Origin of the sequence: Microbacterium californiense, from assembly GCF_047246625.1 — a bacterium.
Lineage (GTDB): Bacteria > Actinomycetota > Actinomycetes > Actinomycetales > Microbacteriaceae > Microbacterium.
In genome coordinates this window covers 589044-615219 of record NZ_JBFOKQ010000001.1, presented here as the reverse complement: position 1 = coordinate 615219, position 26176 = coordinate 589044, and the positions used below count along the sequence as shown (strand labels likewise).

Annotated in this window: 20 protein-coding genes; 15 read left to right on the top strand and 5 right to left on the bottom strand. The window is 69.9% G+C overall.

All coding sequences use genetic code 11. The annotated features are described in order from the left end of the window. Positions 1–22: 22 nt before the first annotated feature. Both AB3M82_RS02990 and AB3M82_RS02985 read left to right on the top strand, forming a co-directional pair. Positions 23–1279 (top strand): CDP-glycerol glycerophosphotransferase family protein, encoded by a 1257-nt coding sequence (locus AB3M82_RS02990; RefSeq protein WP_412955499.1) that lies wholly within the window; start codon positions 23–25, stop codon positions 1277–1279. Then, complete coding sequence (locus AB3M82_RS02985; protein WP_412955498.1) at positions 1276–2712, top strand: CDP-glycerol glycerophosphotransferase family protein; 1437 nt, start codon at positions 1276–1278, stop codon at positions 2710–2712. Before AB3M82_RS02990 ends, AB3M82_RS02985 begins: the two co-directional genes overlap by 4 nt. A 19-nt stretch (positions 2713–2731) precedes the next feature. Here the strand turns inward: AB3M82_RS02985 and AB3M82_RS02980 are convergent, their stop codons facing one another. Then, on the bottom strand, positions 2732–3802 hold the full coding sequence (locus AB3M82_RS02980; RefSeq protein WP_412955497.1) for a glycosyltransferase family 2 protein: 1071 nt from the start codon (positions 3800–3802) through the stop codon (positions 2732–2734). Between the two features lie 75 nt (positions 3803–3877). Here AB3M82_RS02980 and AB3M82_RS02975 point away from each other — a divergent pair, with 75 nt between their 5' ends. The 6 genes from AB3M82_RS02975 to AB3M82_RS02950 all read left to right on the top strand — a co-directional run bounded on the left by AB3M82_RS02975 (position 3878) and on the right by AB3M82_RS02950 (position 9824). Next, positions 3878–5158: a CDP-glycerol glycerophosphotransferase family protein gene (locus AB3M82_RS02975; protein WP_412955496.1), complete on the top strand. Its 1281-nt coding sequence runs from the start codon at positions 3878–3880 to the stop codon at positions 5156–5158. Further along, a complete protein-coding gene (locus tag AB3M82_RS02970; protein ID WP_412955495.1) occupies positions 5155–5928 on the top strand; it encodes a biotin--[acetyl-CoA-carboxylase] ligase in 774 nt (257 codons plus the stop codon). Before AB3M82_RS02975 ends, AB3M82_RS02970 begins: the two co-directional genes overlap by 4 nt. Positions 5929–5979: 51 nt before the next feature. Then, positions 5980–6534, top strand: a complete 555-nt coding sequence (locus tag AB3M82_RS02965) for a PH domain-containing protein (RefSeq protein WP_412955494.1) — start codon at positions 5980–5982, stop codon at positions 6532–6534. 82 nt (positions 6535–6616) lie between these two features. After that, positions 6617–7768 carry a 5-(carboxyamino)imidazole ribonucleotide synthase gene (locus AB3M82_RS02960; protein WP_412955493.1) on the top strand — a complete coding sequence of 384 codons (1152 nt, stop codon included), beginning with the start codon at positions 6617–6619 and terminating at the stop codon, positions 7766–7768. A 137-nt stretch (positions 7769–7905) separates the two neighbouring features. Further along, entirely contained in the window at positions 7906–8373 is a 468-nt protein-coding gene (purE, locus tag AB3M82_RS02955) for a 5-(carboxyamino)imidazole ribonucleotide mutase (protein ID WP_412957992.1), read from the top strand. 50 nt (positions 8374–8423) lie between these two features. Then, a complete protein-coding gene (locus AB3M82_RS02950; protein ID WP_412955492.1) occupies positions 8424–9824 on the top strand; it encodes an LCP family protein in 1401 nt (466 codons plus the stop codon). Positions 9825–10003: 179 nt separating this feature from the next. Here AB3M82_RS02950 and AB3M82_RS02945 read toward each other — a convergent pair whose 3' ends face one another. After that, on the bottom strand, positions 10004–10600 hold the full coding sequence (locus AB3M82_RS02945) for an LAVTG motif-containing sortase-dependent surface protein (RefSeq protein ID WP_412955491.1): 597 nt from the start codon (positions 10598–10600) through the stop codon (positions 10004–10006). Positions 10601–10742: 142 nt separating this feature from the next. Beyond that, on the bottom strand, positions 10743–12506 hold the full coding sequence (locus tag AB3M82_RS02940) for a DUF4012 domain-containing protein (RefSeq protein ID WP_412955490.1): 1764 nt from the start codon (positions 12504–12506) through the stop codon (positions 10743–10745). 117 nt (positions 12507–12623) lie between these two features. Between AB3M82_RS02940 and AB3M82_RS02935 the strand changes: the two genes are divergently transcribed. The 3 genes from AB3M82_RS02935 to AB3M82_RS02925 all read left to right on the top strand — a co-directional run bounded on the left by AB3M82_RS02935 (position 12624) and on the right by AB3M82_RS02925 (position 17842). Beyond that, the gene (locus AB3M82_RS02935; protein WP_412955489.1) at positions 12624–13697 is read left to right on the top strand and encodes a glycosyltransferase; all 1074 of its coding nucleotides are present in this window, start codon (positions 12624–12626) and stop codon (positions 13695–13697) included. A 75-nt stretch (positions 13698–13772) separates the two neighbouring features. Next, entirely contained in the window at positions 13773–16643 is a 2871-nt protein-coding gene (locus AB3M82_RS02930; protein WP_412955488.1) for a hypothetical protein, read from the top strand. 29 nt (positions 16644–16672) lie between these two features. Then, positions 16673–17842, top strand: a complete 1170-nt coding sequence (locus AB3M82_RS02925) for an acyltransferase family protein (protein WP_412955487.1) — start codon at positions 16673–16675, stop codon at positions 17840–17842. Between the two features lie 87 nt (positions 17843–17929). Here AB3M82_RS02925 and AB3M82_RS02920 read toward each other — a convergent pair whose 3' ends face one another. Both AB3M82_RS02920 and rfbB read right to left on the bottom strand, forming a co-directional pair. Beyond that, positions 17930–19336, bottom strand: a complete 1407-nt coding sequence (locus AB3M82_RS02920) for a sugar nucleotide-binding protein (RefSeq protein WP_412955486.1) — start codon at positions 19334–19336, stop codon at positions 17930–17932. After that, positions 19336–20334, bottom strand: a complete 999-nt coding sequence (gene rfbB, locus AB3M82_RS02915; RefSeq protein ID WP_412955485.1) for a dTDP-glucose 4,6-dehydratase — start codon at positions 20332–20334, stop codon at positions 19336–19338. The genes AB3M82_RS02920 and rfbB overlap by 1 nt, the downstream gene beginning before the upstream one ends. A 78-nt stretch (positions 20335–20412) precedes the next feature. Between rfbB and rfbA the strand changes: the two genes are divergently transcribed. The 4 genes from rfbA to AB3M82_RS02895 all read left to right on the top strand — a co-directional run bounded on the left by rfbA (position 20413) and on the right by AB3M82_RS02895 (position 26175). Then, positions 20413–21282: a glucose-1-phosphate thymidylyltransferase RfbA gene (gene rfbA, locus AB3M82_RS02910; protein ID WP_412955484.1), complete on the top strand. Its 870-nt coding sequence runs from the start codon at positions 20413–20415 to the stop codon at positions 21280–21282. Positions 21283–21365: 83 nt separating this feature from the next. Continuing rightward, positions 21366–23309 (top strand): rhamnan synthesis F family protein, encoded by a 1944-nt coding sequence (locus AB3M82_RS02905; protein ID WP_412955483.1) that lies wholly within the window; start codon positions 21366–21368, stop codon positions 23307–23309. Beyond that, positions 23309–25198: a rhamnan synthesis F family protein gene (locus tag AB3M82_RS02900; RefSeq protein ID WP_412955482.1), complete on the top strand. Its 1890-nt coding sequence runs from the start codon at positions 23309–23311 to the stop codon at positions 25196–25198. The genes AB3M82_RS02905 and AB3M82_RS02900 overlap by 1 nt, the downstream gene beginning before the upstream one ends. A 74-nt stretch (positions 25199–25272) precedes the next feature. After that, positions 25273–26175 (top strand): ABC transporter permease, encoded by a 903-nt coding sequence (locus tag AB3M82_RS02895; protein ID WP_412955481.1) that lies wholly within the window; start codon positions 25273–25275, stop codon positions 26173–26175. The last annotated feature ends 1 nt before the right edge of the window (position 26176 follow it).

The following is a 26176-nucleotide window of genomic DNA, read 5'->3' as shown; positions in this document are numbered from 1 at the left end:
GCCTCCGCGATAGGCTCGCGAGGTGGCGTCCTTCTCCTTCGGCTCCGGCAATGCGGCCAAGCTCCTGCGGATCCCGCTGTACGCGCTGGGCCGCATCGGGACCCTCGTGATCCCGCGCGGGGACCGATGGGTCTTCGGATGCGGAGCGGGCATCGGCGACGGCGCCCTCGCGCTCCAGCGCCATGCGGCGGCCCTCGGCCATGACACGCTCTGGCTGACGGCATCCGACCGGGAGGACGCCGACGCCGCGGCGCTCGGCGTCCGCACCGTTCGCAAGCAGGGCCTGCGCGGCTGGTGGGCCACCGCGCGAGCCGGGGTGATCGTGGTCACGCACGGCTTCGGCGACGTCAACCGCTACGCCGATGCGGGCGCGTTCGTGGTGCAGTTGTGGCACGGGATCCCGCTGAAGCGCATCGGCCTCGACTCGCCGGCGACCACGCAGGTGCCCCCCGTACCCGGGGCGCGGTACCTGCGCCGCCTCGTCGGCCTCCTGTACCGGTCCGCCGCGCGCCGCATCCGCGTGCTGCCGGCAGCGTCCCACCGCTCTCGGGGGAGGCTCGAGTCCGCCTTCGGACTCCCCGGCGACCGCGTCCTCGTCACCGGCGAACCCCGGGTCGACGTCCTCTCCGCGCGATCGGCGGACGAGCGCCGCGCCGCCGCATCCGCTCTGCTGCGGGAGAAGCTCGGCGAGGTCTCCGACACCGCCCGCCTCGTGCTCTATGCCCCGACCTGGCGCGACGGAGCGCCCGACCCCGCGGTGCCGACCGCCGAGGAGTGGATGCGCATCGTCCAGGTCCTCGAAGCCCACGACGCCGTCCTCCTCGTGCGGTCGCACCCGCTCGGGGCGGGGGCGTACGCGCCGCCGGTCCCGTCTCGACGGGTGCGGATGCTGGGCGCCGACGTGCTTGCGGACGTGACGCCGGCGCTGCCCGCCGTCGACGTGCTCGTTACCGACTACTCGTCGCTGGCGTACGACGTCGGGCTGCTCGCGATGCCCGTGGTCTACCTCGCGCCGGACGCGGAGGACTACGGCCGCACGCGGGGCTTCTACGGCCGCTTCGAGGAGGTCGCCGGGCCTGGCGCTGCGGCCTCGTGGTCCGAGGCCGCAACGGATCTCGAGGGGCTCCTCGCCGACGAGGCGGCCTTCGCAGCGCGCGCGGAGAGGTCCGCTACGCTCAGCGCGGAGATGCATGCGTTCCGGGACGGGCGCAACACCCGGCGGGTGTACGAGGCGATCCGCGCGCGGGCCATCCGCGCGCCGAAGGGAGCAGCAGCATGACGACGGCGCGCATCGACGAGGCGGCGCAGACCCTGATCGTCGCCGGGACCGGACCCCGCCCCGCGCACGCCGAGCTCGTCGGTCCGCGCGCCCGTGTCGAGGCCCGACTGACCGGGGGAGGCAAGACCTGGACCGCGACGTTCCGGCTGCAGGCCGCGCGCTGGGGCGGTCCCGCCCTCCCGCTGCCGTCCGGCCGCTACGAGATCCGGATCGCCGACGCCGACCTCTCCGAGGCGTCCGTCGCACCGACTCTGCTCCCCGGCCTCCGCGTCGCGGTGACCGCCGACGTCGTCCGCATCGCCCCGCCGATCGACCCCGTGTACGAGTCGGCGGAAGGGCAGGCGACGCTCGAGGAGCGGTACATCGCGCAGGCGGGCGGCACCGAGAACGCGGTCTTCTTCGAGAGCTTCTACGGGCGCAGCGTCGGCTGCAACCCTCAGGCCATCGACCGTGAACTCGCGGCGCGGGCGCCGGGAGTGCGCCGGTACTGGAGCGTCGTGGACTTCTCCGTCCCGGTGCCCGAGGGGGCGGTGGCGGTCGTGGAGGGCAGCCCGGAGTGGTGGCGCGCCCGCGGTGCCGCACGGCTCCTGATCGTGAACGACTGGCTGCGTCGGCGCTTCGCCCGCAAGCCGGGGCAGAAGGTGCTGCAGACGTGGCACGGCACGCCGCTCAAGCGCCTGGCGCTGCACCGACCCGGTTTCGACCCCCGGCGCATGGCGGCGGTCGTCAAGGAGTCGCGCCGGTGGGACGTCCTGCTCGCGCAGAACACCTACGCCGAGCGCATCCTGCGCAAGGCCTATGCGTTCTTCGGGCGTCCGATCTGGGTCGACGGCTATCCGCGCAACGACGCCCTCGTGACGGGCGATCCGCAGGTCGTGCGGGCGGCGCTCGGCATCGGCGCGGACGAGCGCGTGCTGCTCTACGCGCCCACGTGGCGCGACGACCGGTCGGAGATGGTCGACTTCGTCGACGCGGAGCGGCTGGCCGAGCAGACCGACGCGGTCGTGCTCGTGCGCGGCCATTCGCGGACGCTGCCGGAGGGGCGCGACCACGCCGGGGCGCGGGTCATCGACGTCACCGGCTATCCCGAGACGTCGCAGTTGCTCCTGGCGGCCGACGCGCTCATCACCGACTACTCCTCGGTCATGTTCGACTTCAGCGTCACGGGCAAGCCGATGTACTTCCTCGTGCCCGACATCGAGCACTACCGCGGCACGCTCCGCGGGTTCTACTTCGATCTCGTCGAGCGCGCTCCGGGACCGCTCGTCCGCACGCAGGAGGAGCTCGTCGCCGCCCTGCGCGACGAGAAGAGCGCCGCCGCGTACGCGAGCCGCTATGCCGCATGGCGTCGGCAGTTCAACACCCTCGACGACGGGCACGCGGCGTCGCGGGTCGTGGACCGTCTTCTGGACCAGGGGTACCTCAGCCGCTGAGGGCCCGGGCCGATCGGGCTCAGGGGAGCGGGGTGTTCCGCGTGCCCAGTCGCGACGCGTCGATCGTGTCCTGCGCGCCTCGCAGCACGCCGCCGAGGAACCCGATGCCCCAGGAGAAGTGCATGGTGGGCAGCACCGCGAGTGTCCAGAGCCGCTGGCGTACGCCCCCTCCGCCCGGCGCGAGCGCCACGGCGATCACCAGCAGCAGGTAGGCCACCAGTGGCAGGTACACGACCGAGATCAGGAGCGAGGCGAGTCCGGCGACGACACCGGTGAGCTGGAGGATGCCGACGACCACGGCGAGCGCCGTCAGCAGCACGAGCGCGGGCGGGGCGAAGTAGCGCATGCTGTTGCGTCGACCGAAGCGGCGCACGAGCTCGCCGCGCCAGGCCCCGGTTGCGCGGAACTGGCGCGCCAGCCGCACCCAGCTCTCCCGCGGCCAATAGGTGACGGACAACGTCGGGTCGAACCAGACCCGGTGGCCGGCCCGACGGATGCGAAGGTTGAGTTCCCAGTCCTCGCCACGTCGGATGGTCTCGTCGAAGAGGCCCACCTCGTCGAGTACCGGCCGACGCATCACGCCCAGGTACGCCGACTCCGCCTCACCCTCCTCGGTGCCGCTGTGGTAGGCCCCGCCGCCGAGACCGACGGGGGAGTTGTAGAGGCGGGCGACGGCACGCTGGAAGGGCGTGCGTCCCTCCGCGTGCATGACGCCCCCGACGTTGGCGGCGCCGGTGCGGCTGAGTGTCGTCAGGGCTCGGGCGGCATAGCCCGGGGAGAGTTCGGAGTGCGCATCGACGCGGATGATCGTGGAGTAGCGGCTCGCGCGGATCGCGGCGTTCAGGCCCACCGGGATGTGCGCCGCGGGGTTCTCGACGAGGTGGATGCGCGGATCGGCTGCCGCCAAGCGCTCGGCGACCTCGTTCGTGCCGTCGCTGGACGGACCGAGGGCCAGGATGAGCTCCACGGGCTCGTCGAGGTCCTGGGCGAGCACCGAGAGGACGGCGTGCTCGAGGTAGGCCCTCTCGTTCAGCACGGGCATCACGAAGGAGACTCCGAGGGGAGCGGCGGTCGGGACGTCGTCGTGCATTCGTCGATCATGTCACGCGGGATCGCTCCTTCGCTGGATCGCGCTGGCGTCGAGGGGACTCAGTATCCTGGAGGGATGGGTGCGGTGTCTGATGCGAAGAAGGCCTATCGTCTGCTGAGGCGGGCCCTCGCCTCGCGCAGCGCGGTCCAGCGGGTGCGACGTCGGCTGGCGACGCTCGAGCCGTACCCGGAGGACCACTTCCGCATCGCGGTCTATTTCGCGGACGGCGACGTGAACATGTACCAGATGCGTCAGTGGTACCGTCCGCTCGCGAAGCTGGCCGAACGCTGGCCCGTCGTGGTTCTGGCCCGCCACGCGACCGCAGCCGAGAAGCTGCTGGAGGAGGATGCCCCGCCCGTCGCGTTCGTCCCGCGGGTCCGCGACCTCGAGCGGTTCGTCGCGAAGCAGGACATCCGTATCGTCCTCTACGTCAACCAGAACACCCGGAACTTCCAGATGTTCCGCTACGGGCGCCGGTGGCACGTGTTCATCAACCACGGCGAGTCCGACAAGATGTACATGACCACCAATCAGTACAAGGCGTACGACTACGCGCTGGTCGCCGGCCAGGCCGCCCGCGATCGCCTGTCGCGCACGCTCTGGGACTACGACGTCGACAGCCGCACCATCGAGATCGGCCGGCCGCAGGCGGACCACTACTCGGGCACGCTGCCGTACACGCCGGACGACCGCCGGGTGGTGCTGTACGCCCCCACCTGGGAGGGGGATCGTCCCAGCGCCCACTACGGCTCCATCGCCACGCACGGCGAGCGTCTCGTCGGCGCCCTGCTCGCCACGGGCCGCCATCGCGTGATCTACCGTCCGCACCCCCGCAGCGGGGTGGTCGACGAGGCCTACGGAGCCGCGCACCGGCGGATCGTGGAGGCGATCGCCGCTGCGAACGCCGCGGATGCCGGTGCGCAGCACCTGTACGACGACGGCCCGGAGCTGAGCTGGCAGCTGTCGGCCGCCGACGTCGCCGTGGTGGACATCTCGGCGATGGTCTACGACCGTCTCGCGGCCGGGAAGCCGCTTCTCATCACCCGCCCGTCCGACGAGCGCGCCTCCGTCGACACCAACGGGTACCTCTCCGATTGCGAGTGGCTGACCGCGGATGCGGCATCCGACATCGTCGAGGAGGTCGAGCGGGTCCGCGCCGACGAAGCGGCGGTCGCACGCCTGCAGATGTGGGTGCGGCACTACTTCGGCGACACCACGCCCGGTGTCGCGACCGAGAAGTTCCACGCCGCGATCGCGCAGCTGCTCGAGAAGTGGGACTACTGGCAGGCCCATGAGGTCGGCGCCGTGCGTCCGGACGAGGACGACGACGACGACGAAGGCGACCCCGAGGCGTGAGCGGGGACTTCCCGCGGGCACGGGCCGCGGCCACCCGGCTCGAATCCGTCCCGCAGAGCGGGTCGACCAACGCCGACCTGCGGGCGCTCGTCGCCGAGGAGGCGGCGTGGCCGCATCTGTCGGTGCTCCTGACGCGGAACCAGACCGCGGGACGCGGGCGCCTGGACCGGTCGTGGGTCGCGCCGGCGGGAACGGCCCTGGCGGTCTCGGTGATCCTCCGGCGGCCCGCCGATCCGTCGTCGCGCGCCTGGATCCCGCTGCTCGCGGGAGCGGCCATGGCGGATGCGATCGCGGCGCAGCTGCCGGACGCGGCCGTCTCGGTGAAGTGGCCGAACGACGTCCTCGTCGCCGATCGGAAGATCAGCGGGATCCTCGCGGAGGTCGCCGGCGACGCCGTGGTCGTCGGCGCCGGGGTCAACACCGCGATGGACGAGGCACAGCTCCCGGTGCCGACCGCGACCTCGTTCGCCGTGAGGGGCGTGGCGGTCGACGAGGACCTGCTCGTCGCGGATTACCTCGGCGCGCTCGCCCGTCGCCTGGACGACCTGATCGCTGCGGGCGACCCCGTCGCGAGCGGGGCGTGGGAGGCCGTGAGCGAACGCTGCAGCACGATCGGACGAGCCGTCCGCGTGATGCTCCCGGGCGACGAGACGCTCGACGGCACGGCCGTCGGACTGGATGCGGAGGGCCGCCTGCGCGTCGTGGCACAGGGCCGGGAACGAGCGGTGCCCGCCGGCGACGTGGTGCACGTCCGCCCGCGACGAGACTGACACGCCGTCTCCGGCACCCGCCATGTCGGTGATCGCAGGCACAATGGTGGGGTGACGCAGCCTGTGACGCTCGGCGGTCGGCCGATGATGCCGCCGCCCGGCGCGCCCATCGAGGAGCGGCTCATCGCGCGCTTCCGGGGCCACGCGCGTCGGCTCTTCTGGTCCGCCCTCGTCCTCGTCGCCGTCTTCGGTGCGACCGCATTCTTCTACGACAACCTCCCGAGCCCGTTCGAGAACTGGATGCTGCTCGCTGCGGCGGGGGCCGTGGTGCTCCTGCTGGTCGTGATCCCGTTCGTCGTGTGGATGTCGAAGTCGGTGACCGTGACGACGCGCCGCGTCATCCTGCGCCGCGGCGTGGGTGCGCGTCAGAGGCGGGAGATGTCGCATGCCCGCGGCTACACGATCTCGGTCCGCCGCGGCCCCCTGCAGCGGCTCTGGGGTGCGGGGACGATCACCCTCTCGAACGGGGTCGACGCGCCGCTCCGGCTCGTCGACATCCCCCACGTGACCCTGGTGCACGAGACGCTCGCGGATCAGATCGAGGTCAGCCAGATCCTGGCCCACCGCGACGCGCAGTCCTCGGGCGACGGCTTCGGGGTCGACTGACCTCGAGAGAGCCCCGGTGCACCAGGTGGCCGCGCCGGGGCGACGACCGGCATGTCGCCCGGGCCGCCGACCATGCACGAGAATGGTCGAGACGAAACGGAGACATCACATGGCGTTGCGCGTGGGCGTTATCGGCGGAGGACAACTGGCCCGGATGATGATCGCCCCGGCGGTCGAACTCGGCCTGGACATCCGGGTGCTCGCCGAGGGAGAGGGCATGTCCGCCGGACTCGCGGCGACGGCGGTCGGGGACTACCGCGATCTCGACGTCGTCCGCGCGTTCGCCCGCGACGTCGACGTCGTCACGTTCGACCACGAGCACGTGCCGCAGGACGTCCTCCGTGCCCTGGTCGCCGAGGGGGTCGCCGTGCACCCCGGGCCCGACGCGCTCCGGTTCGCCCAGGACAAGCTCGACATGCGCGCCCGGCTCGCCGAGCTGGGCATCCCGCAGCCGGACTGGGCTCCCGTGCGCAGCGCCCGCGAACTGCAGGACTTCCTCGACGCGCACGACGGGCGAGGAGTGGTGAAGACGCCGCGCGGCGGATACGACGGCAAGGGCGTCCGCGTGGTGGGCGATCCCGGGGAGGCCGCCGACTGGCTCGACGGACTCGCCGACGGCGAGGCCCTGCTGGTCGAGGAGCTCGTGCCGTTCGTGCGGGAACTCGCGCAGCAGGTCGCGCGCCGGCCGAGCGGCCAGGTCGCGTCGTACCCGGTGGTCGAGACCGTGCAGCGCGACGGCGTCTGCGCCGAGGTGATCGCGCCCGCTCCGCACGCCGTCGAACGGCTGACGGAGGTCGCAGAGGAGATCGGCGTGCGGATCGCGGAGGGGCTGGGGGTGACCGGGATGCTCGCGGTCGAGCTCTTCCAGACCGACGACGACCGCATTCTGGTGAACGAGCTCGCGATGCGGCCGCACAACAGCGGGCACTGGAGCCAGGACGGCGCCGTGACCGGGCAGTTCGAGCAGCATCTGCGCGCGGTCGCCGATCTCCCGCTCGGCAGCACCGCGCCGCGGTCGCCGTGGTCGGTCATGATCAACATCCTCGGCGGCCCCTCCGAAGGATCTCTGGGCGACCGGTTCGAGAGCGCGATGGCCGCGTACCCCGAGGCCAAGATCCATACGTACGGCAAGGACCCGCGTCCCGGACGCAAGGTGGGCCACGTCAACGTCTCGGGCGAGGAGCTCGACGACGTCGTCTACACGGCGCGCGCCGCGGCCTCCCACTTCGACTGAGGGATCGGCTGCCGTCACTCGGCATCCGAGTCGGCGGCTGCCGCGTGCCGTTGGGGGAATCTCCAGCGCCAGACCGTAGCCTGAAGGGCGTGACTGAGCCACTGCACTCCTCGTCCGCGCCCCTGGTCGGCGTCGTGATGGGATCCGATTCCGACTGGCGAGTGATGAGTGATGCGTCGCAGGCGCTCGCCGACTTCGGAATCGGCCACGAAGTCGAGGTGGTGTCCGCGCATCGGACCCCCGACAAGCTCATGAGCTACGCCCGCGAGGCGCGTAGCCGCGACATCCGCGTGATCATCGCCGGTGCCGGCGGCGCGGCCCATCTCCCCGGCATGCTCGCCTCGATGACGCCACTGCCGGTGATCGGGGTGCCGGTCCCGCTGGCCTACCTCGACGGGATGGACTCGCTGCTCTCGATCGTGCAGATGCCCGCCGGCATCCCCGTCGCGACCGTCTCGATCGGCGGCGCCCGCAACGCCGGTCTGCTCGCCGCGCGCATCCTCGGCACCGCGGATGCCGCGCTCGCCGATCGCGTCGAGGCCTACGCCCGCGAGCTGGAGGAACAGGTCGAGGCGAAGAACGAACGGCTGAAGGGCTCGCTGTGACCATCGCGCCCCCACGTGCGGGAGGGCGTCCGCTCATCGAGACGCGCCCGATGCGTCACCCGGACTCCAGCCAGTCCGGAGCGATGACGAAGCGCGGGTGGTGGCTCATCGCCCTCAATCTGCTGTTGCCCGGCGCGGCGCAGGTGCTCGCCGGCAACCGGCGGCTCGGCCGGATCGGGCTGCGCGCCACCCTCACGGGCTGGTTCCTCGTGATCGTGACGGCGGGGCTGGCCCTGTTCGCCCGACCCGTGCTGCTGTGGCTGACGGTCGGTGCCGGATGGGTGTCGGCCGTGGTCCTGACGCTCGTGCAGATCCTGCTCGTCGGCTACGTCGTCCTCTGGATCGTGCTCACGCTCGACACCCTGCGGCTGGTGAGGCTCGTCAAGGTGCCCCCCGCCTCGCGTATCGCCATCCCCGTCGTCGCCTTGATCCTGCTGGGGCTCGTCGGGGCGGGAGCGGGCTACGCCGCCACCGTCGTGGAATCCACTCGCAGCACCGTCGGATCGATCTTCGGTCAGAGCGGCCCGAGCCTTCCTCCTGACGACGGCTACTACAACATCCTCCTGCTCGGCGCCGACAGCGGCGACGGCCGGGACTCCATGCGTTTCGACAGCATCTCCGTCGTCTCGGTCAACGCCGACACGGGTGCGGTGACCATCACCGGCATCCCTCGCGAGCTTCCGAACGCGCCGTTTAGCGAGGGGAGCCCGATGCGGGAGCTCTACCCGAACGGCTTCGAGGGTCACGGATCCTCGTCGTGCGGATGGAACGGCTGGATGAACCACGTGCGCAACGCCGCCGAGGTCTGCCGCGACGACAAGGGCGCCGGCCTGTACCCGCAGGCGACCGCGCAGGGTTCTGAGCCCGGCATCGAGGCGACGAAGGACGCGGCCGAAGGGGTGCTCGGGATCAAGATCCCGTACTACGTCTTCGTCGACATGCATGGGTTCGCCGACCTGGTCGACGCTCTGGGCGGCGTCGACATCACCGTGACCGAGCGCCTGCCGAAGGGCGGGCCGCCCGAGGGCTGGCACGGAACCGACGCCAATGAGTGGGCGATCGGATGGATCGAGCCCGGCGAGCAGCACATGGACGGCGACACCGCCCAGTGGTACGCCCGCTCGCGCTACACGACCAGTGACTGGGACCGCATGAAGCGACAGCGCGAGCTGCAGGCGGCGATCCTCGCGCAGTTCACCCCCGAGACCGTGCTGACGCGGTTCAAGGAGGTGGCGGCGGCCGGGACCGCTCTGATCGACACCGACCTGCCGCAGGACAAGCTCCCGGAGTTCTTCGACCTCATGATGAAGGCGAAGGAGCTGCCGGTCACGTCGATCGAGCTCACTCCCGAGAGCGGCGTCGACGAGCACCAGCCGGACTACGCGTACATCCACGAGATGATCCAGCAGGCGCTGCACCCGCCCACGCCGACGCCCACGCCCGCACCGTAACCCGATATCGCGCCGCTCCGCGGTCCGGATGGGCAGCGAAAGAGCCCACGGCCCTCTCGGGAGAGTGCGGAGAGAGCCGTGGGCTTCCGGTGTGACCACCGGATTCACCAGACGACGGTGATCGGAGGGGGAGGGATCACCGTCGTCCAGCCGACCGCCGCCGATGGCGACGATCTGGACTATGCGCGCTTGCGGCGCGTCGTGGCGACGACGAGGATGCCCCCTCCGACGGCCAGGGCCGCAGCCCCACCGCCGATGAGCCACGGAGAGACGTCCCCGCCGGTCAGGGCGAGCTCCATCGGGCTGCCGGTCAGCGGAAGCTCCGTTCCCGCCGCCGCGACCGCAGGGTCGCGCATGCAGCCGGACGAGGCGTCGTTGACCGTGATGACCGCGGTGTACTGGCCGATGCCGGCAGCCGCGGCGGCTTGCGCCGTCGTGGCGACCCCGCCCGAGGTGAACGTGACGGCGTATGAGCCGCTGCCACCGTCCGGCGGTCGGAATGTGACCGTCAGGCTTCCGTCGGCGGCCGCGGTGTTCCCGGACACGGCGGCGTCGGCCGCGTTGATCCCCGAGACGGAGACGCCGACCTGCTCCCCGGACAGGAACGAACCTGCTCCGAAGACGATGGTCGAGACGTCGCAGATGTCGATGATCGGGTCGTCGACCGTCACCTTCGGTTTGTCGGCGTAGGGGCCGGGATCGGCGGTTGCGGCGGTCGGCCCTGCGAGCAGGATGACGCCGGCGGCAAGGCTGATGGCAGCCAGCTTCTTCAGCATGATTTCTCCCCAGATGTCACGCGGAATCGCCTCCGGACACACCCCTGCGTCCGACTGCGCGGTCTCTTCCTGCCCCCACGGCAGGTTGTCAGAGACCAGATATTCCCCAGTGAGATGAAGGTACCCCATCACGGGGCGAAAGTCACGAAGCGCAGCGCAGTTCTTCTCGCGTCGTGTCCGGCGCCTCGATCGTCGGGGTGCTGACCACCCGGGTGAGGCGCTCGCCGGCCCCGGTGCCCTGGAACTCCACCGTGATCGTGCTGGATTCGCCGGGTGCGAGGAGGACGTCGTGCTGCACGGTGGACCGTGACCCGATCATCGCGGTCTGCACGGGTTCCTCCGTCCCGTCGCGGTCCGCGTGCGACAGGGAGGCGCCCTCCGGTCCGTACACGGCGACGAGGGTGCGGATCGTTCCGGCGGGAACGCCGTAGAACTCTCCGCCCGTGACGTACGGCGGCAACGTCGTCGCGGCATCCGCGGGAGCGTCGTTGGTGAACGTCACGCGGATCTGCGTGGTCGGCTCACCCTCGCAGGTCCCGATCGCCGTCGTGATCGACTGCCGCGCGTAGAAGTCCATCTTCCCGCCGGTCGTGTCGTTGTAGAGGACGCCGACGTGGCTCTCGTCGTCTCCGTCGGCCGGGATGGCGCCGCTCAAGGACGAGTCCGCGAGCACGCGCTGCTCCTCTTCGTGCGCGCTCCAGATGCGGATGCGGTTCTCGCCGGCGGACGCCGTCAGCGCCTCGAGCAGCGCGGGCGCATCGCCGTTCGTGAGTGCCGCGCCGAAGAGTCCGGCGGCGGCCTGCGCGAACACCTGGTCCTGCACGACCGGGTCGGGGATCGTGGCGTAGATGTCGGACAGCAGGATCCGGACCACGTCGTCGGCCGTCGCGGTGAACGGGCCGAAGCTCAGCGGGCCGACGGCGTCGGTCAGGTGGGCGGCGACCACCGCGTCGACCGCGACCACCCCGTCGACGGTCCCCCCGAACACCCCCTGCCAGCGGGTCGCGATCGCGGGACCGGCCTCGGTGAAGTCGGGGATGCTGCTGAGGTTCTGCAGGTAGCGTCCCGGGCCGTCCTCGAAGAGGGCGACGGTGGACTCGCTGAGGGTGAGCGGGGCCTCGAGGGGCGGGAAGTCCACGGCCGATGCCTGGCGCTCGAGCGAGATCCGGCCGTTCTCGGCGCGCAGCAGCGCCACGGACCCGACGATCCCGCCCGACGAGCGCAGCTCGGCGTTGTTCTGCATCGCGAGGACGTAGAACCGCGGACCGTTGGCTCCCAGCATCGAGGGCAGCAGCACGGATGCTCCGTGGAGGGTGCCGACCACGGTCGCGGCCTCGGTGACCGCTGCGCGCATCTCGCCCACGGCATCCGCCAGGGGCGGGAGGGTGGCGTCGGCGTCGATGCGCACGGCGCGGTCCAGCGCCGTGTCGAGTGTCTCGGACGCCGTCTCGAGCGGGGCCTGGATCAGGCCCAGCGGACCGAGGTCGATCGCCCCGTCCCGGAAGCCGAGGCTCGTGAGGTCGATGTCCGCCGCGGCGGCGAGCATCGGTTCGAGGGCGTCCTGGGCGACGTCGTCGGCGATGACGGCGATGTCGCTGACGGCGCGGAAGTTCGGACCCAGCCACGGCACGTAGCCGAAGCCCTGCCAGACCGGGTCGGCGGTGAGATCCCGGGCCGAGGCGGCGTGGATGGCGATGGTGTCCGAGATGTCCGCCGCGCGTTCGAGGTCGCCCTCGGCGATCGCCGACTTCAGACCGGCGGCGCCGTCTGCTACGCGTTGCAGACTCTCAACGGCTCCGATGCCGCGGACCGTGACCCAGCCGACGAGGAGGACGAGGCAGGTCAAGACGATCCCGAGAGCCCAGCCGACCCATCGGCGCTGCCGAGGAAGTCGACCGTCGCTCACGTGAGCATTCAAGCACGACCGCACCGCCCAGCGGGAGTCCGCAGGGAAATCGCTGTCAGAGGCGGGCGCCGGAGCGGCGCACAGTGGTCGCCCGGGAGGCGGCGATACCCTGAGTGCATGGGTGCTCGACTGCGTATGGTTCTGGATCAGCTGGTGCACGTCGTCGACCAGGATCAGGCCCGGGCGTCCATCGATCTGGCCCGGGGACTCGTCCGGACGGCCCCGTCCGGGTGCGCGGTCGACGCGATCGTCTGCGCGTCGAGCGAAGTGACCGTCGAGGGCATCGGGGAGGTCCGCACGCTCGGTCTCGCGCGCCGGGAGCTCGCCGCCTCATGGCAGCTCGGCATCGCGCCCGGTGTGGGCGGCGGCCTCATCCACTCCGCGTCGCTCATGGCGCCACTCGTCCGCCACGACCGCGTCCACGACAACGACCAGACGACCGTGACGCTATGGGGGCTCGACGCGTGGGACGCGCCGGCGGAGTCCTCCAAGTCGAACATCGCCTGGCACAAGGCGATGCTCCGCCGGGCGGTCAAGCACGCCGATGCCGTCGTCGTGCCCACCCACGAGATCGCCCGTCGCCTGAGTGAGATCGCGAAGCTGGGGGAGCGCATCCGGGTGATCGCCGGTGCCGCGCCGGAGGGCTTCGCCATCCCCGTCGACGCCGCTGAGCGGCGGGCGGCCCTGGGACTCCCCGACCGCTACGTGGTGCTCACCGGCACCGCGTCCTCTCTCGCCGAGGGGTTCCGCGGTGCGATCGCGGCCGACGCGCACGCCGTGGTGCTGGATGCTCCCGAAGGAGCCGAGCCTCGGCTCGTGGAGCTGGCGGCGTCCGCCGGGCTGCCCGAGCAGCGCGCCCACATCCGAGGCGCGCTCGATCCCGACGACCGAGCGGCCGTCCTCGCCGGCGCTACGGCGCTCGCGGCCACGAGCCCGGTCGCCGCCTGGCCGTGGCGGGTCATCGAGGCCATGCACCTCGGGGTGCCGATCGTCGCGATCGACGGCGGGGCGCACCGCGACGTACTCGCGGACGGAGGCATGCTGGTCGCCGCCGACGAGTTCGCGGATGCCGTCGCCCATGCCTCCTCGGAGGGAGCGCGACGTCTGTCGGTGCTCGCCGCGGACCGTGCGAAGGCCTTCTCATGGGCCAGTTCGGCCGAGCGGGTGTGGGCGTTGCACGCGGAGCTGTGACCCGATCGCGAAATCCAGAGCGGTTCGATGCGTGTCCACCGCGTGTTCGCGCGGAATTTCCGCCAGAATGACGGTGTGACTGGACACCCCCCACGTCCTCTTCGTGACGGCGCCCCCCACCGCTGGCTCACGGCTCTGCTCGCGGTGGCCGCAGTGGTGATCGGTGTGCTCGTGCCGACCGGTGCCGCACTCGCCGCCCCGGCGACCTCGACCGCGGCGGGGTCGTCGCTCGCGCGGGCCGCCGTCGACCCGGCGACGGGGATCACGAAGACGACCCTGGACGGGTTCACCCCTGGCAACATCATCAGCGACGCCGTGTTCACGAACAAGAACACCATGAGCGAAGCACAGATCCAGGCGTTCTTCGAGAGCAAGGTCGCCCGGTGCCAGGGCGGCACGGACGAGAACGGCAAGCCGATCGTCTGCATCAAGGACTTCCGGATCACCTCGGTCACCCGGCCCGCCGACGCGTATTGCAGCGGCTACACCGGGGCGCCCAACGAGTCGGCGGCGCGCATCATCTACCGCGTCGCGCAGGCCTGCAACATCAACCCGCAGGTGCTCATCGTCATGCTCCAGAAGGAGCAGGGCCTCGTGACCCACACATGGCCGAGCGCCTGGCGGTACAACATCGCGTTGGGTCAGGGGTGCCCCGACACCGCGCCCTGCGATCCGAACTACATCGGGTTTTTCCACCAGATCTACGGCGCAGCACGTCAGATGCAGATCTACATGGAGGGCCGCTGGTTCCAGTGGTACGCCCCGGGCAAGACCTGGAACATCCTCTACAACCCGAACGCCAACTGCGGCAGCGCGCCCGTCTACGTCGCCAACAAGGCGACCTCGGCCCTCTACTACTACACGCCCTACCAGCCGAACGCCGCCGCACTGCGCGCGGGCTACGGCATCGGCGACGCGTGCTCCGCCTACGGCAACCGCAACTTCTACAACTACTTCACCGACTGGTTCGGCTCCACGCAGGCCGTCGCCAACAACCCCTTCGGCAACATCGAGCTCGTGCAGGCGCTTCCCGGAGAGTTCCAGATCTCGGGCTGGGCCGCGGATCGCGACACCCGCGACCCGATCGCACTCCACGTCTACGTGGGATCGGTGGGCAGCGCCCACGTCGCCGACCGGGCGCGCAACGATGTCGGCGCGGCGTATCCCGACCTCGGTCCGAACCACGGGTTCGACATCCGCGTTCCCGCGACCGGGGCCGGGGCCGTGGACGTCTGCATCTACGGCATCAACGTCGGGTCCGGCGCGAACGTGCTCTTCCTGTGTCAGACGATGCAGGCGATGAGCGGTCCACCGCAGGGTCTCCTCGACTCGGTCGTGCCGGTCGACGGCGGCGTGCAGGTCGACGGCTGGGCGGTCGACCCCGACACCACCGGACCCACGTCGGTGCACATCTACGTGGACGCCGTGGGCACCGCCATCACCGCCGACAAGAAGCGCCCGGACCTGGTGCCTCACTTCCCGGCCTACGGTGAGAGTCACGGGTTCTCGGCGAAGATCCCCGCGTCCCCGGGAACGCACAACGTCTGCGCGTACGCCATGAATGTCGGTCCGGGTGCTCCCGTGCTGCTGCGGTGCCAGACGGTCGACGTGCCGGGCACGGTCGACCTCGGCCGTGCTCCCTTCGGCGGCTTCGAGGGCGTCTCCCTGGACGGCAAGGTCGCGACGGCATCCGGTTGGGCGATCGACCCCGACACCACGGCCCCGATCAGCATCCACCTGTACGTGGGCGCGGCGGGCGAGGCGTACACCGCCGACAAGGAGCGTTCCGACGTCGGAGCCGCCTACCCCGCCTACGGGAGCAAGCACGGCTTCGTGGAGAAGCTGACCGTGCCCGTGGGCAAGACCGACATCTGCGCCTACGCGATCAACAACGGCGCGGGAGGACACACCTTCCTCGGATGCCGTTCGGTGACGGTCGCGAGCCCGGTCGGCCCCGATCTCGGACGCGCGCCCTTCGGCTCCTTCGAAGGCGTGGAGGTGCACTCCGACGGCGCGACCGTGAGCGGGTGGGCCATCGACCCCGACACGGCGGACCCCATCTCGGTGCACATCTACGTCGACTCGACGAGCGCGGCGTACACGGCCGACAAGACGCGCAACGACGTGGGAGCCGCGTACCCGGCCTACGGTCCGAAGCACGCCTTCGGTGAGCGGATCGCGATGTCTGCGGGAACGCACCAGGTCTGCGTCTACGCCATCAACAACGGCGCGGGCGGCCATACCTTCCTCGGGTGCAAGTCCGTCACGATCGCGGCTCCGCCCATGGCGGACCAGGGCCGTGCGCCGATCGGCGGGTTCGAGGGCGTGTCGGCCTACACCGGAGGCGCGGAGGTCAGTGGCTGGGCGATCGACCCGGACACCGCGGACCCGATCTCGGTCCACATCTACGTCGACAACACCAGCGCGGCGTACATGGCCGACAAGACCCGCAACGACATCGGCGCGGCATATCCGGCGTACGGTCCGAAGCATGCGTTCGCCGAGCGGATCGCGATGTCCGCGGGCACGCATCAGGTCTGCGTGTACGCCATCAACAACGGCGCGGGCGGTCACTCCTTCCTCGGATGCCGGTCCGTCACCGTGGCGGCCGCGGCGGCGGGTCCGGATCTCGGACGCGTTCCCTTCGGTAACTTCGAAGCGGTCACGGTCGAGGGCGGCAACGCCACGGTGAGCGGGTGGGCGATCGACCCCGACACCGCCGACCCGATCTCGATCCACATCTACGTGGGTTCGACTGGCGCGCCGTACACGGCGGACAAGGCGCGGAACGACGTCGGGGCCGTATACCCCGCCTCGGGCCCGAAGCACGGCTTCGCCGAGACGATCGCGATGGCGGCGGGGACGCATCAGGTATGCGTCTACGCCATCAACAACGGCGCGGGAGGACCGGCACTCCTCGGATGCAAGGAAGTGGTGATCCGCTGAGCGAGCGATCTCCCGCCGCCGAACGTGCTGTGTCAGCTGGCTCGCCGGTATCCGACTCGTCGCGCCTTCCGGCGCTCGACGGCCTTCGAGGTGTGGCGGCGGCGATCGTGGTGGCCTACCACTTCGTGCTCGCAACGCACCTGAGCGACGACTACCTTCGCGTGCTGGCTGGGGGTTCGAGCGACTCTGGCGCGGTGAATCTTCTCGCCAACACCCCGGTGCGCTACCTGATAATGGGGCCGGAAGCCGTGGTCGTGTTCTTCGTCCTCAGCGGTTTCGTCCTCGTTCTTCCTCTGCTGCGGGGGAAGGGTCTGGACCTCTGGAACTACTTCCCCCGTCGGGTGCTCCGGCTCTGGTTGCCCTCAGCAGCAGCGGTCGTCCTGGCCGTCGTCGTGATCCTGGCTACCCCGCAGGACCCCGCCGGCCTTCCCAGCTCCTGGGCGCAGGCTTTCAGCTTCCCCGCTCCGACCGTGACCGACGTCGCGAGTTCCTTCTTCCTCATCACCGGCTCTCCGGTGCTGAACAACCCCTTGTGGACCCTGCGGTGGGAACTCTTGTTCTCGCTCCTTCTGCCGGTCGTCTTCGTCGTGATCGCACTCATCCGCCGCGGACGAACGGCATGGATCATCGTCTGCGGCGCCGCGACCGGACTCGGTGCGCTGTGGGGTGTCCCGGCACTCACTTACGGTCCGATGTTCCTGGTCGGCGGCATCCTCGCGGCCGTCTTCAGCGCTCGTGGCCAGAGCGCATCGCCGTTCCGAACATGGAGTGCGTTCGTCGGGGGACTTGTCCTGCTCGCCGTACCCGACATGGTCCGTCTGTGGACTCCTGAGGGTGCGCGAGTCGTCCTTCATCCGCTGTCGCAAGCCGCCGTCGTCTGGGGTGCAGCCCTGCTGGTGCTGGCTCTGAGCTCTTCATCGCACCTGTCGCGCTTCTTCTCCCTCCGGCCTTTCCGCTTCCTCGGCCGGATCTCCTTCAGCCTCTATCTCGTGCATGTACCGCTTGTCCTGGGTGCCGTTCACCTTCTGCCCGAGCACCCCTACCGGGCATTGATGATCGTCGCTCCGGTGATCTTCGCGGTCTCCTGGCTCTTCTGCCGGTACATCGAAGAGCCAGCGGCTCGGCTGGGGAGGGTCGCGGGCACGCGGACGTCCCTCGTCGTCGGCCGTATCGCCGATCGGGCGTCCGCTCGGCCGTGACCGGACGCCGCACCGCGGCGCCGAATCCGGTCACGTCGGCGAAGATCGGGCGCCAGCGCGGTGCAGACGCCCTTCTCCCCGCGTTCTTCAGCCGAGGTACGCGGCGAGCGATTCCAGCATAGAAGACGGCGTGAACCCGGCCGCGGTGATCTTGTCGAGGCTGAGCACGCTGTTCGCCGGACGCGGGGCCACGGGGCCGGCTGCGGAGGCGAAGTACGCGTCCGTGCTGACGCCCGACACGCGCTCGGGGTCGTGGCCGGTCGCGGCGAACACGCGCTGCGCCAGTGCGGCCCAGGTCAGAGGATCGCCGGCGGAGCTGACGTTGTAGATGCCGTAGGGGCTGCGCTCCCGGAGGAGATGGCGCACGGCGCCGGCGATGTCGGTGGTGAAGGTGAGCCGGCCGGTCTGGTCGTCTACGACGGCCGGGTCGATGCCGCGGTCCGCCAGGGAGGCCATGGTGCGCACGAAGTTCTTGCCCTCGCCGATCACCCAGGAGGTGCGGATGATGTAGTGCCGCGGCACGGTGGCGACGACGGCGTCTCCGGCGGCCTTCGTCTGCCCGTACACGCCCAGGGGGCGTACGGCGTCGTCCTCGGTGTACGCGCCGTCCTTCGTGCCGTCGAAGACGTAGTCGCTGGAGACGTGGACGAGGGTGATGCCGTGCTCGGTGGCGACCCGTGCGAGTGCGGCGACCCCGGTCACGTTCGCCGCCCACGCATCCGCGCGGCCTTCCGGCGTCTCGGCGAGGTCGACGGCGGTGTACGCCGCCGCGTTGACGATCGTGGCGTAGTCGCGCCACCGGCGCGAGTCGACGAACGACGGGTCGGCCAGGTCGATCTCGGCCCGGCCCGCGTACTCGAACTCGGGGGAGTCCCCGAAGGCGTCGCGCAGGGCACGGCCCAGCTGGCCGTTCGCGCCGATGACCAGCGTCTTCTTCGGCGGGATGGGCGTCACGTCGGCGAGGCGCGGGTGCGCGAGGTCCTTCGCCGAGATCTCGACGTCGGCCAGGGGGATCGGCCAGGCGATCGCGGCGGTCTCGTCGGCCAGGTTGAGGAAGGAGTACTCGGCATCCGCCGACCAGTGGTCGTTCACGAGATACGTGTAGGCGGTGTCGGGCTCCAGCGTCTGGTAGGAGTTGCCCACCCCGCGCGGCACGAAGATCGCGCGCGACGGGTCCAGCTCGGTCGTGAAGACGGTGCCGAACGTGGGGCCCTCGCGCAGGTCGACCCAGGCGCCGAAGATGCGTCCGGTCGCGACCGAGACCCACTTGTCCCACGGCTCGGCGTGGATGCCGCGGGTCGTCCCCGCCGCGTCGTTGAACGAGATGTTGTTCTGGACCGGTCCGAAATCCGGAAGCCCGGCGGCGAGCATCTTCTCGCGCTGCCAGTTCTCCTTGAACCACCCGCGCGCGTCGCCGTGCACGGGGAGTTCGGCGACCAGCAGGCCCGGGATGGGGGTCTCGGTGATGGTCAGCGACTTGCCGAACTCCGTCATCACTGGCCCTTGGAGGCGTAGAACGATTCGGTGGCGTCCTTCGACGGCGCCCACCACGACTCGTTCTCGCGGTACCACTGGATGGTCGAGGCGAGGCCCGACTCGAAGTCTCCGAACTTCGGGGCCCACCCCAGCTCGGTGCGGAGCTTGGTCGAGTCGATCGCGTAGCGAAGATCGTGGCCCGCACGGTCCGTGACGTGGTCGTAGGCGTCGGCCGGCTGTCCCATCTCGGTCAGGATCAGCTCCACGACGGACTTGTTGTCCTTCTCGCCGTCGGCGCCGATGAGGTAGGTCTCGCCGATCTCGCCCTTGTCGAGGATCGTGAGCACCGCCGAGGAGTGGTCGTCCGCGTGGATCCAGTCGCGGACGTTCTGGCCCGCGCCGTACAGCTTGGGGCGGATGCCGCGGATGACGTTCGTGATCTGCCGCGGGATGAACTTCTCGACGTGCTGGTAGGGGCCGTAGTTGTTCGAGCAGTTCGAGATGGTCGCCCGGACGCCGAACGAACGCACCCAGGCGCGCACGAGCAGGTCGCTTCCCGCCTTCGTCGACGAGTACGGGGAGGACGGGTTGTAGGGGGTCGACTCGGTGAACCGCTCGGGGTCGTCGAGCTCGAGGTCGCCGTACACCTCGTCGGTGGAGATGTGGTGGAAGCGGCGGTCGTGTCGGCGGGCCGCCTCGAGCAGCGTGTACGTCCCGATGATGTTGGTGTCGAGGAACGGCCGCGGGTCGTGCAGCGAGTTGTCGTTGTGGGACTCGGCCGCGTAGTGCACGACCGCGTCGACGTCCGCGAACAGCCCGTCGACGAGTTCGGCGTCTGCGATGTCGCCCTCCACGAAGCGCACGCGGTCGGCGGGGAGGCCCTCCAGAGAGGCGCGGTTGCCCGCGTAGGTCAGCTTGTCCAGCACGGTGACGTGGGAATCGGTGTTCGCGATGACGTGGTGCACGAAGTTGGAACCGATGAAGCCGGCGCCGCCGGTGACGAGCAGTCTCTGCATGGGAACCAGCGTACCGGGTGCGTCGGAGCCGAACCCCGGCGTTTGTCCAGGTGAGCGCGATCAGGGAGACTGTTACCCATGCGTGGCATCATTCTCGCCGGCGGCACTGGCTCCCGGCTGCACCCGATCACTCTCGGCGTCTCCAAGCAGCTGGTCCCGGTCTACGACAAGCCGATGATCTACTACCCCCTGTCGACGCTGATCCTCGCCGGCATCCGCGACATCCTGATGATCACCACGCCGCACGATGCGGAGTCGTTCCAGCGTCTCCTCGGCGACGGATCCCGCTTCGGCGTCTCCATCACGTACAAGACGCAGCCCTCGCCGGACGGACTCGCGCAGGCGTTCATCCTCGGCGAGGAGCACATCGGCTCCGACTCGGCGGCGCTGGTGCTCGGCGACAACATCTTCTACGGCCAGGGGATGGGCACGCAGCTGCGTCAGTACACCGACCTCGACGGCGGCGTGGTGTTCGGATACTGGGTCGACGACGCCACCGCCTACGGCGTTGTCGAGTTCGACGACGCGGGCAAGGTCGTCTCCCTCGAGGAGAAGCCGGCCCAGCCGAAGAGCAACTACGCCGTACCCGGTCTGTATTTCTACGACAACGACGTGATCGAGATCGCGAAGGCGCTGAAGCCCTCGCCCCGCGGCGAGCTGGAGATCACGGACGTCAATCGCGAGTACCTCGACCGGGGCAAGCTGAAGGTCCAGCTGCTCACGCGCGGCACGGCCTGGCTCGACACCGGGACGTTCGACTCCCTGGCAGAGGCGACCGACTTCATCCGCACGGTCGAGAAGCGTCAGGGGCTGTCCATCGGCTGCCCGGAGGAGGTCGCCTGGCGCATGGGCTTCCTCACCGACGACGAGCTCCGGCGCCTCGCCGAGCCGCTGCGCAAGAGCGGCTACGGCGAGTACCTCCTCAAGGCGCTCGCCCAGGGACGCTGACTAGGCTCGACCGAGTCCAGAGGCATCGCGCTCCGCGCGGTCGATGAGTTGTGCCCTCCGATCGGGGGCGGTGAAGGGATCAGATGACGACGCCGGGGCAGAAACCAGCGAGATTCCCGGACGGCGGGCGCCGTCTCGTCATCTACGTCGTGTACGACCGCCGGGGCACGGTCGAGGACTTCGTGCGGTACGCGCTGGAGGGCATGCGCGACGACGCCGCGCACATCCTCGCCGTGGTGAACGGGTCGCTGGACGACGCGGGTCGCGCGCTGCTCGAGACCGTGACCGACGACATCCTCGTGCGCTCCAACGACGGGTTCGACATCTGGGCGCACAAGGAGGGTCTCGCGCACATCGGCGACCGTATCGCCGAGTTCGACGAGGTGCTGCTGACCAACGACACGTGGTTCGGCCCCGTGCAGCCGTATGCTCCCGTCTTCGACCGGATGAACGCGCAGGACGTGCACTTCTGGGGCATGACCGATCACGAGTGGGAGCCCCTGAACAAGTTCACCAACGAGGGCGAGCTGCCGTACCACCTCCAGTCCTTCTGGATCGCTGTGCGCAAGGAGATGTTCCTCTCCCCGGAGTGGCACGCCTACTGGCGGGATCTGCCGGAGATGCCGTCGTACTTCGACGCGGTGCTCAAGCACGAGACGCAGTTCACCAAGCACTTCCAGGATCGCGGGTACTCCGCCGCCGTCGCCTTCGCGTCCGAGGACTATCCCACCGAGCATCCGGCGCTCTTCAACGCCGACCTCCTCCTCGCCGACGGATGCCCGCTGATCAAGCGGCGCCCGTTCTTCCACTACCCGCCGTTCCTCGACCGCCACGCGGTGATCGGGCGCCGTACCGCGGCGGTGGTGGAGAGCTACGGGTATCCGATCGAGCTGATGTGGAGCAACCTGGCCAAGAACGTCCAGCCCAAGACGCTGAACACGGACGCGGGGATGCTGGAGGTCCTGCCCGACGGTCCGGCGGCGGCGGCCTCCGACTTCCGGATCGCCGTCCTCGCCCACTGCGCCGATCCCCGGACGGTGGATCACCTGACAGGGCGCCTCGCGCTGCTTCCCGTCGGCGTCGACCTCGTCGTCACCACCCTCGACGAGGCCGGCGCCTCCCGCATCCGACAGGCTCTCGACGACACTCCGCTCCCGATGGTGCAGACCGTCGACATCCGCGTGCTCCCGTCCTCGGACGGGCGGGACATGAGCGCGTTCTTCGTGGGATGCCGCGACGTCCTGGAGTCCGGTCAGTACGACCTCGTGGTCAAGATCCACACCCGCGCCCCGCGCAAGCGCGGCGCGAACATCGCGCGCTACTTCCGGCGCTACCAGCTCGAGAACCTGATCTCCAGCCCGGGTCAGTTCTCGGCGCTGCTGGGGCTGTTCGCCCGCGAGCCCGGTCTCGGAGCGGTCTTCCCGCCGATGATGCACATCGGCTACACACTCGCCGGTCGGGGCTGGTCGCAGTACCGCGAGCCGGCTCTCGAGATCTGCAAGCGCCTCGGCATCAAGGTGCCCTTCGACGGCGCGACGCCGCTGGCACCGATGGGCGGGATGTGGGTCGGCCGGCCGGAGGCGCTCCGACTGCTCCTGCAGGACCGTCTCGGGTACGACGACTACGCGGTGACGTCGAGCGGCAAGCGGGACGCAGCCGACCTCGCCCGGGTGCAGGAGCGCCTGGTGCCGATGGCGCTCGGCGAGCTGGGCTACCACTGCCGTACCGTGCTGAACCAGGAGCACGCGGGGATCGCCTACGCCAACCTCGCCTACAAGCTCGATCAGCTGTCGATCACGCCGCCCGGATACCCGCTGGAGCAGATCCAGTGGCTGCACCGCGCCGGATGGGCGGGTGCCGGCGGCATCGTCGCGATGACGCGCATGTACATGCGCCTCAACCACCCGGGCGTTGCGGCGCGCCTCGCGCCCGTTGTCCGCCCGTTCGTCGGGCTGGCGCGTCGGGGGATGCACGTGGTGCGGACCGTCCGGCACCGGGGACGGCCGATCGAAGGGGAGATGCAGTGATGTCGAGCCAGCGCCCGGTAAGCCTCACCGCCGAGAGCAAGCGCGCCGTGATCTACGTGATCTTCGATCGCCGCGGAGCGGTAGAGGAGTACGTCTCGTACGCGTTGAGCGGCTTGCGCGACGACGCCGATCACATCCTCGCCGTCGTCAACGGCGCGTTGAGCGAAGAGGGCCGGACGCGTCTGGAGGCCGTCACCGACGACATCCTCGTGCGCCCGAACGAAGGCTTCGACATCTGGGGCCACAAGGCCGGGCTCGAGCACCTCGGCGACCGGATCGACGAGTTCGACGAGGTCGTGCTCACCAATGACACGTGGTTCGGCCCCGTGCGCCCCTACGCGCCGGTTTTCGAGCGCATGGCCGATCGCGAGGTCGACTTCTGGGGCATGACGGACAACGTCCGCATGAAGAACCCGGCGACCGGTCACGGCGTGGTCCCGGACCACCTGCAGTCGTTCTGGATCGTCGCACGCCGCCGGCTGTTCCAGTCCGAGGCCTGGCGCGACTACTGGCGCTCGCTCCCCGCCATGGACGACTACTACGCCGCGGTCCTGAACCACGAGGTGACCTTCACCCAGCGCTTCGTGGAGGCGGGATTCGTGGCCGAGGCGGCCTTCCCCGCCGAGCGCTATCCCACCGACCATCCCGCGCTCTTCAACGCCGATCTGCTGATCGCCGACGGCTGCCCGCTGGTCAAGCGGAGGCCGTTCTTCCACTGGCCTCCCTACCTCGACCGGCACGGCGTCATCGGACGCTGGATCGCTGAGGACATGGCGTCGCACGGCTACCCGGTCGAGCACATGTACTCGAACCTCGCGCGCAACGTGGCTCCCAAGGACCTCAACGTCGACCTGGGCCTCAACGACGTGCTCGCCGACGTGGACCAGGGATTCGACGCGTCCAAGCCGCCGCGCGTGGTGGCGATCCTCCACATCTTCTACGTCGACATGACCGACGAGATGCTGGATCGGGTCGACACGCTCCCGACCTCCTACGACCTGGTCGTCACGACGCAGGACGAGGAGCGGGCGGCGGCGATCCGCGCGATCATCGACGCGCGCCCTCGCGAAGGGCGACGGGTCGACGTCCGCGTGGTGGCCTCCAACGACGGACGCGATCAGAGCGCGTTCCTGGTCGGCTGTAAGGACGTGCTCCTCAGCGGAGACTACGACCTGGTCGTCAAGCTCCACTCGAAGAAGACCCCGCAGGACGGCTTCAACGTCGGCCGGGCGTTCAAAGAGCAGCAGTTCTCGAACCTCCTGGCGAGCCCGGGGTACACCGCCAACGTCCTCGCGCTGTTCCAGCGGGAGCCCGGACTCGGCCTCGTGTATCCGCCGATGGTGCACATCGGCTACCCGACGATGGGCCGCGCCTGGTGGTCGAACAAGGCGCCGTTCGAGAAGTTGGCCGCCCGGATGGGCATCATGGTGCCGCTCGACGACATCTCGCCGCTCGCTCCGTACGGGTCGATGTTCATCGCCCGGCCCGAGGCGCTGCGTCTGCTCGTCGAGCAGCCGTGGGAGTACTCCGACTTCGGCGGTGCCGAGGCCTACCAGGACGGCGGACTCGCCCACGTGCTCGAGCGCGTGCCGAGCTACGCCGCGGCGGAACTGGGCTACCACACCCGGACCATCACGAACGCCGAGTACTTCGCCGCCAGCTACACGACGCTCGACTTCAACTTCGACGAGATGTCGTCGACCGTTCCCGGGCGCACCTACGAGCAGATCATCTTCCTCCGCGGCATCGGCCACGTCGGGGAGGGCAAGCTCCGCGACTTCGCGCGCATGTACCTGCGCCGAAATCACCCCGGTGCGGGGGAGCGGCTGCGCGCCCTCCGCGAGCGCGTGGTCGGCGGCCTCCGCAGAAGACTGCCGGGCCGGCGCTGAGGCGCGCCGAAACCGGCGAACACGCGCCCTGAGACTAGGCTCAGGGGCGACCCGAACACCCGAGAAGGAATACCGTGGACAGATTCACTCGGCTCGCCGCCGAGCCGTTCACCACGATCGATGCCCGCGGCCTCCGCGACGGCGGACGTGGCGGCAAGGTCGGCGAACTGTACCGTCGGCGCGAGCTGCTGATGCTGCTGATCCGTCGCGACCTCCAGGCACGGTACCGCGACAGCTTCCTCGGCTTCCTCTGGACCGTGATCCGCCCGCTGGTCCAGTTCCTGGTGTACTACATCGTCCTGGGGCAGCTGCTCGGCGCCGCGCGCGGCATCGACAACTTCGCGATCTACCTCTTCGCCGGCTTCACGCTGTACACGTTCTTCGCGGACGTCATCTTCGGCGCGACGGGCTCGATCATCGGCAACGCCGGTCTGGTCAAGAAGATCTATCTGCCCAGGGAGATCTTCCCCCTCGGCAGCATCGGGGCGGCGAGCTTCATGTTCCTGGTGCAGCTCGGCGTGCTCCTGGTGGCGGCGCTGCTGCTGAACGGCCTGCCCGCGCCGGTCCACATGCTCTGGTTCTTCCCCTCGCTCGGGATGGTGCTGGTGTGGGGTGTCGCGATGGGGCTGCTGCTCTCGGCGCTCAACGTGTATCTGCGCGACATCCAGTACCTCACCGAGGTCGTCATGATGCTCGCGATGTGGGCGTCGCCGATCGTCTACTCCTGGAACATGGTGAAGGACATCGTCGCCCAGTACCAGTTGCCGACGTGGCTGCTCGACCTCTATCTCGCGAACCCGCTGACCATCGGTGTGCTGGGATTCCACCGGGCGTTCTGGGGCGCCGGCACCATCGCCGACTACCCGGCGAACCTCGGACTCCGGATGCTGGTCATGGCCGTGATCGGCCTGGCGTTCCTCTGGATCTCGCATCGCGTGTTCACGCGCATGCAGGGCAACTTCGCGCAGGAGCTGTAAG

Bases quoted from the DNA above. Each gene is read 5' to 3' on its own strand.
- AB3M82_RS02985 (WP_412955498.1), top strand. From the start codon at position 1,276: ATGACGACGGCGCGCATCGACGAGGCGGCGCAGACCCTGATCGTCGCC.
- AB3M82_RS02980 (WP_412955497.1), bottom strand. From the start codon at position 3,802: ATGCACGACGACGTCCCGACCGCCGCTCCCCTCGGAGTCTCCTTCGTG.
- AB3M82_RS02975 (WP_412955496.1), top strand. From the start codon at position 3,878: ATGGGTGCGGTGTCTGATGCGAAGAAGGCCTATCGTCTGCTGAGGCGG.
- AB3M82_RS02960 (WP_412955493.1), top strand. From the start codon at position 6,617: ATGGTCGAGACGAAACGGAGACATCACATGGCGTTGCGCGTGGGCGTT.
- purE (WP_412957992.1), top strand. From the start codon at position 7,906: ATGGGATCCGATTCCGACTGGCGAGTGATGAGTGATGCGTCGCAGGCG.
- AB3M82_RS02950 (WP_412955492.1), top strand. From the start codon at position 8,424: ATGCGTCACCCGGACTCCAGCCAGTCCGGAGCGATGACGAAGCGCGGG.
- AB3M82_RS02945 (WP_412955491.1), bottom strand. From the start codon at position 10,600: ATGCTGAAGAAGCTGGCTGCCATCAGCCTTGCCGCCGGCGTCATCCTG.
- AB3M82_RS02935 (WP_412955489.1), top strand. From the start codon at position 12,624: ATGGGTGCTCGACTGCGTATGGTTCTGGATCAGCTGGTGCACGTCGTC.
- AB3M82_RS02920 (WP_412955486.1), bottom strand. From the start codon at position 19,336: ATGACGGAGTTCGGCAAGTCGCTGACCATCACCGAGACCCCCATCCCG.
- rfbB (WP_412955485.1), bottom strand. From the start codon at position 20,334: ATGCAGAGACTGCTCGTCACCGGCGGCGCCGGCTTCATCGGTTCCAAC.
- rfbA (WP_412955484.1), top strand. From the start codon at position 20,413: ATGCGTGGCATCATTCTCGCCGGCGGCACTGGCTCCCGGCTGCACCCG.
- AB3M82_RS02905 (WP_412955483.1), top strand. From the start codon at position 21,366: ATGACGACGCCGGGGCAGAAACCAGCGAGATTCCCGGACGGCGGGCGC.
- AB3M82_RS02900 (WP_412955482.1), top strand. From the start codon at position 23,309: ATGTCGAGCCAGCGCCCGGTAAGCCTCACCGCCGAGAGCAAGCGCGCC.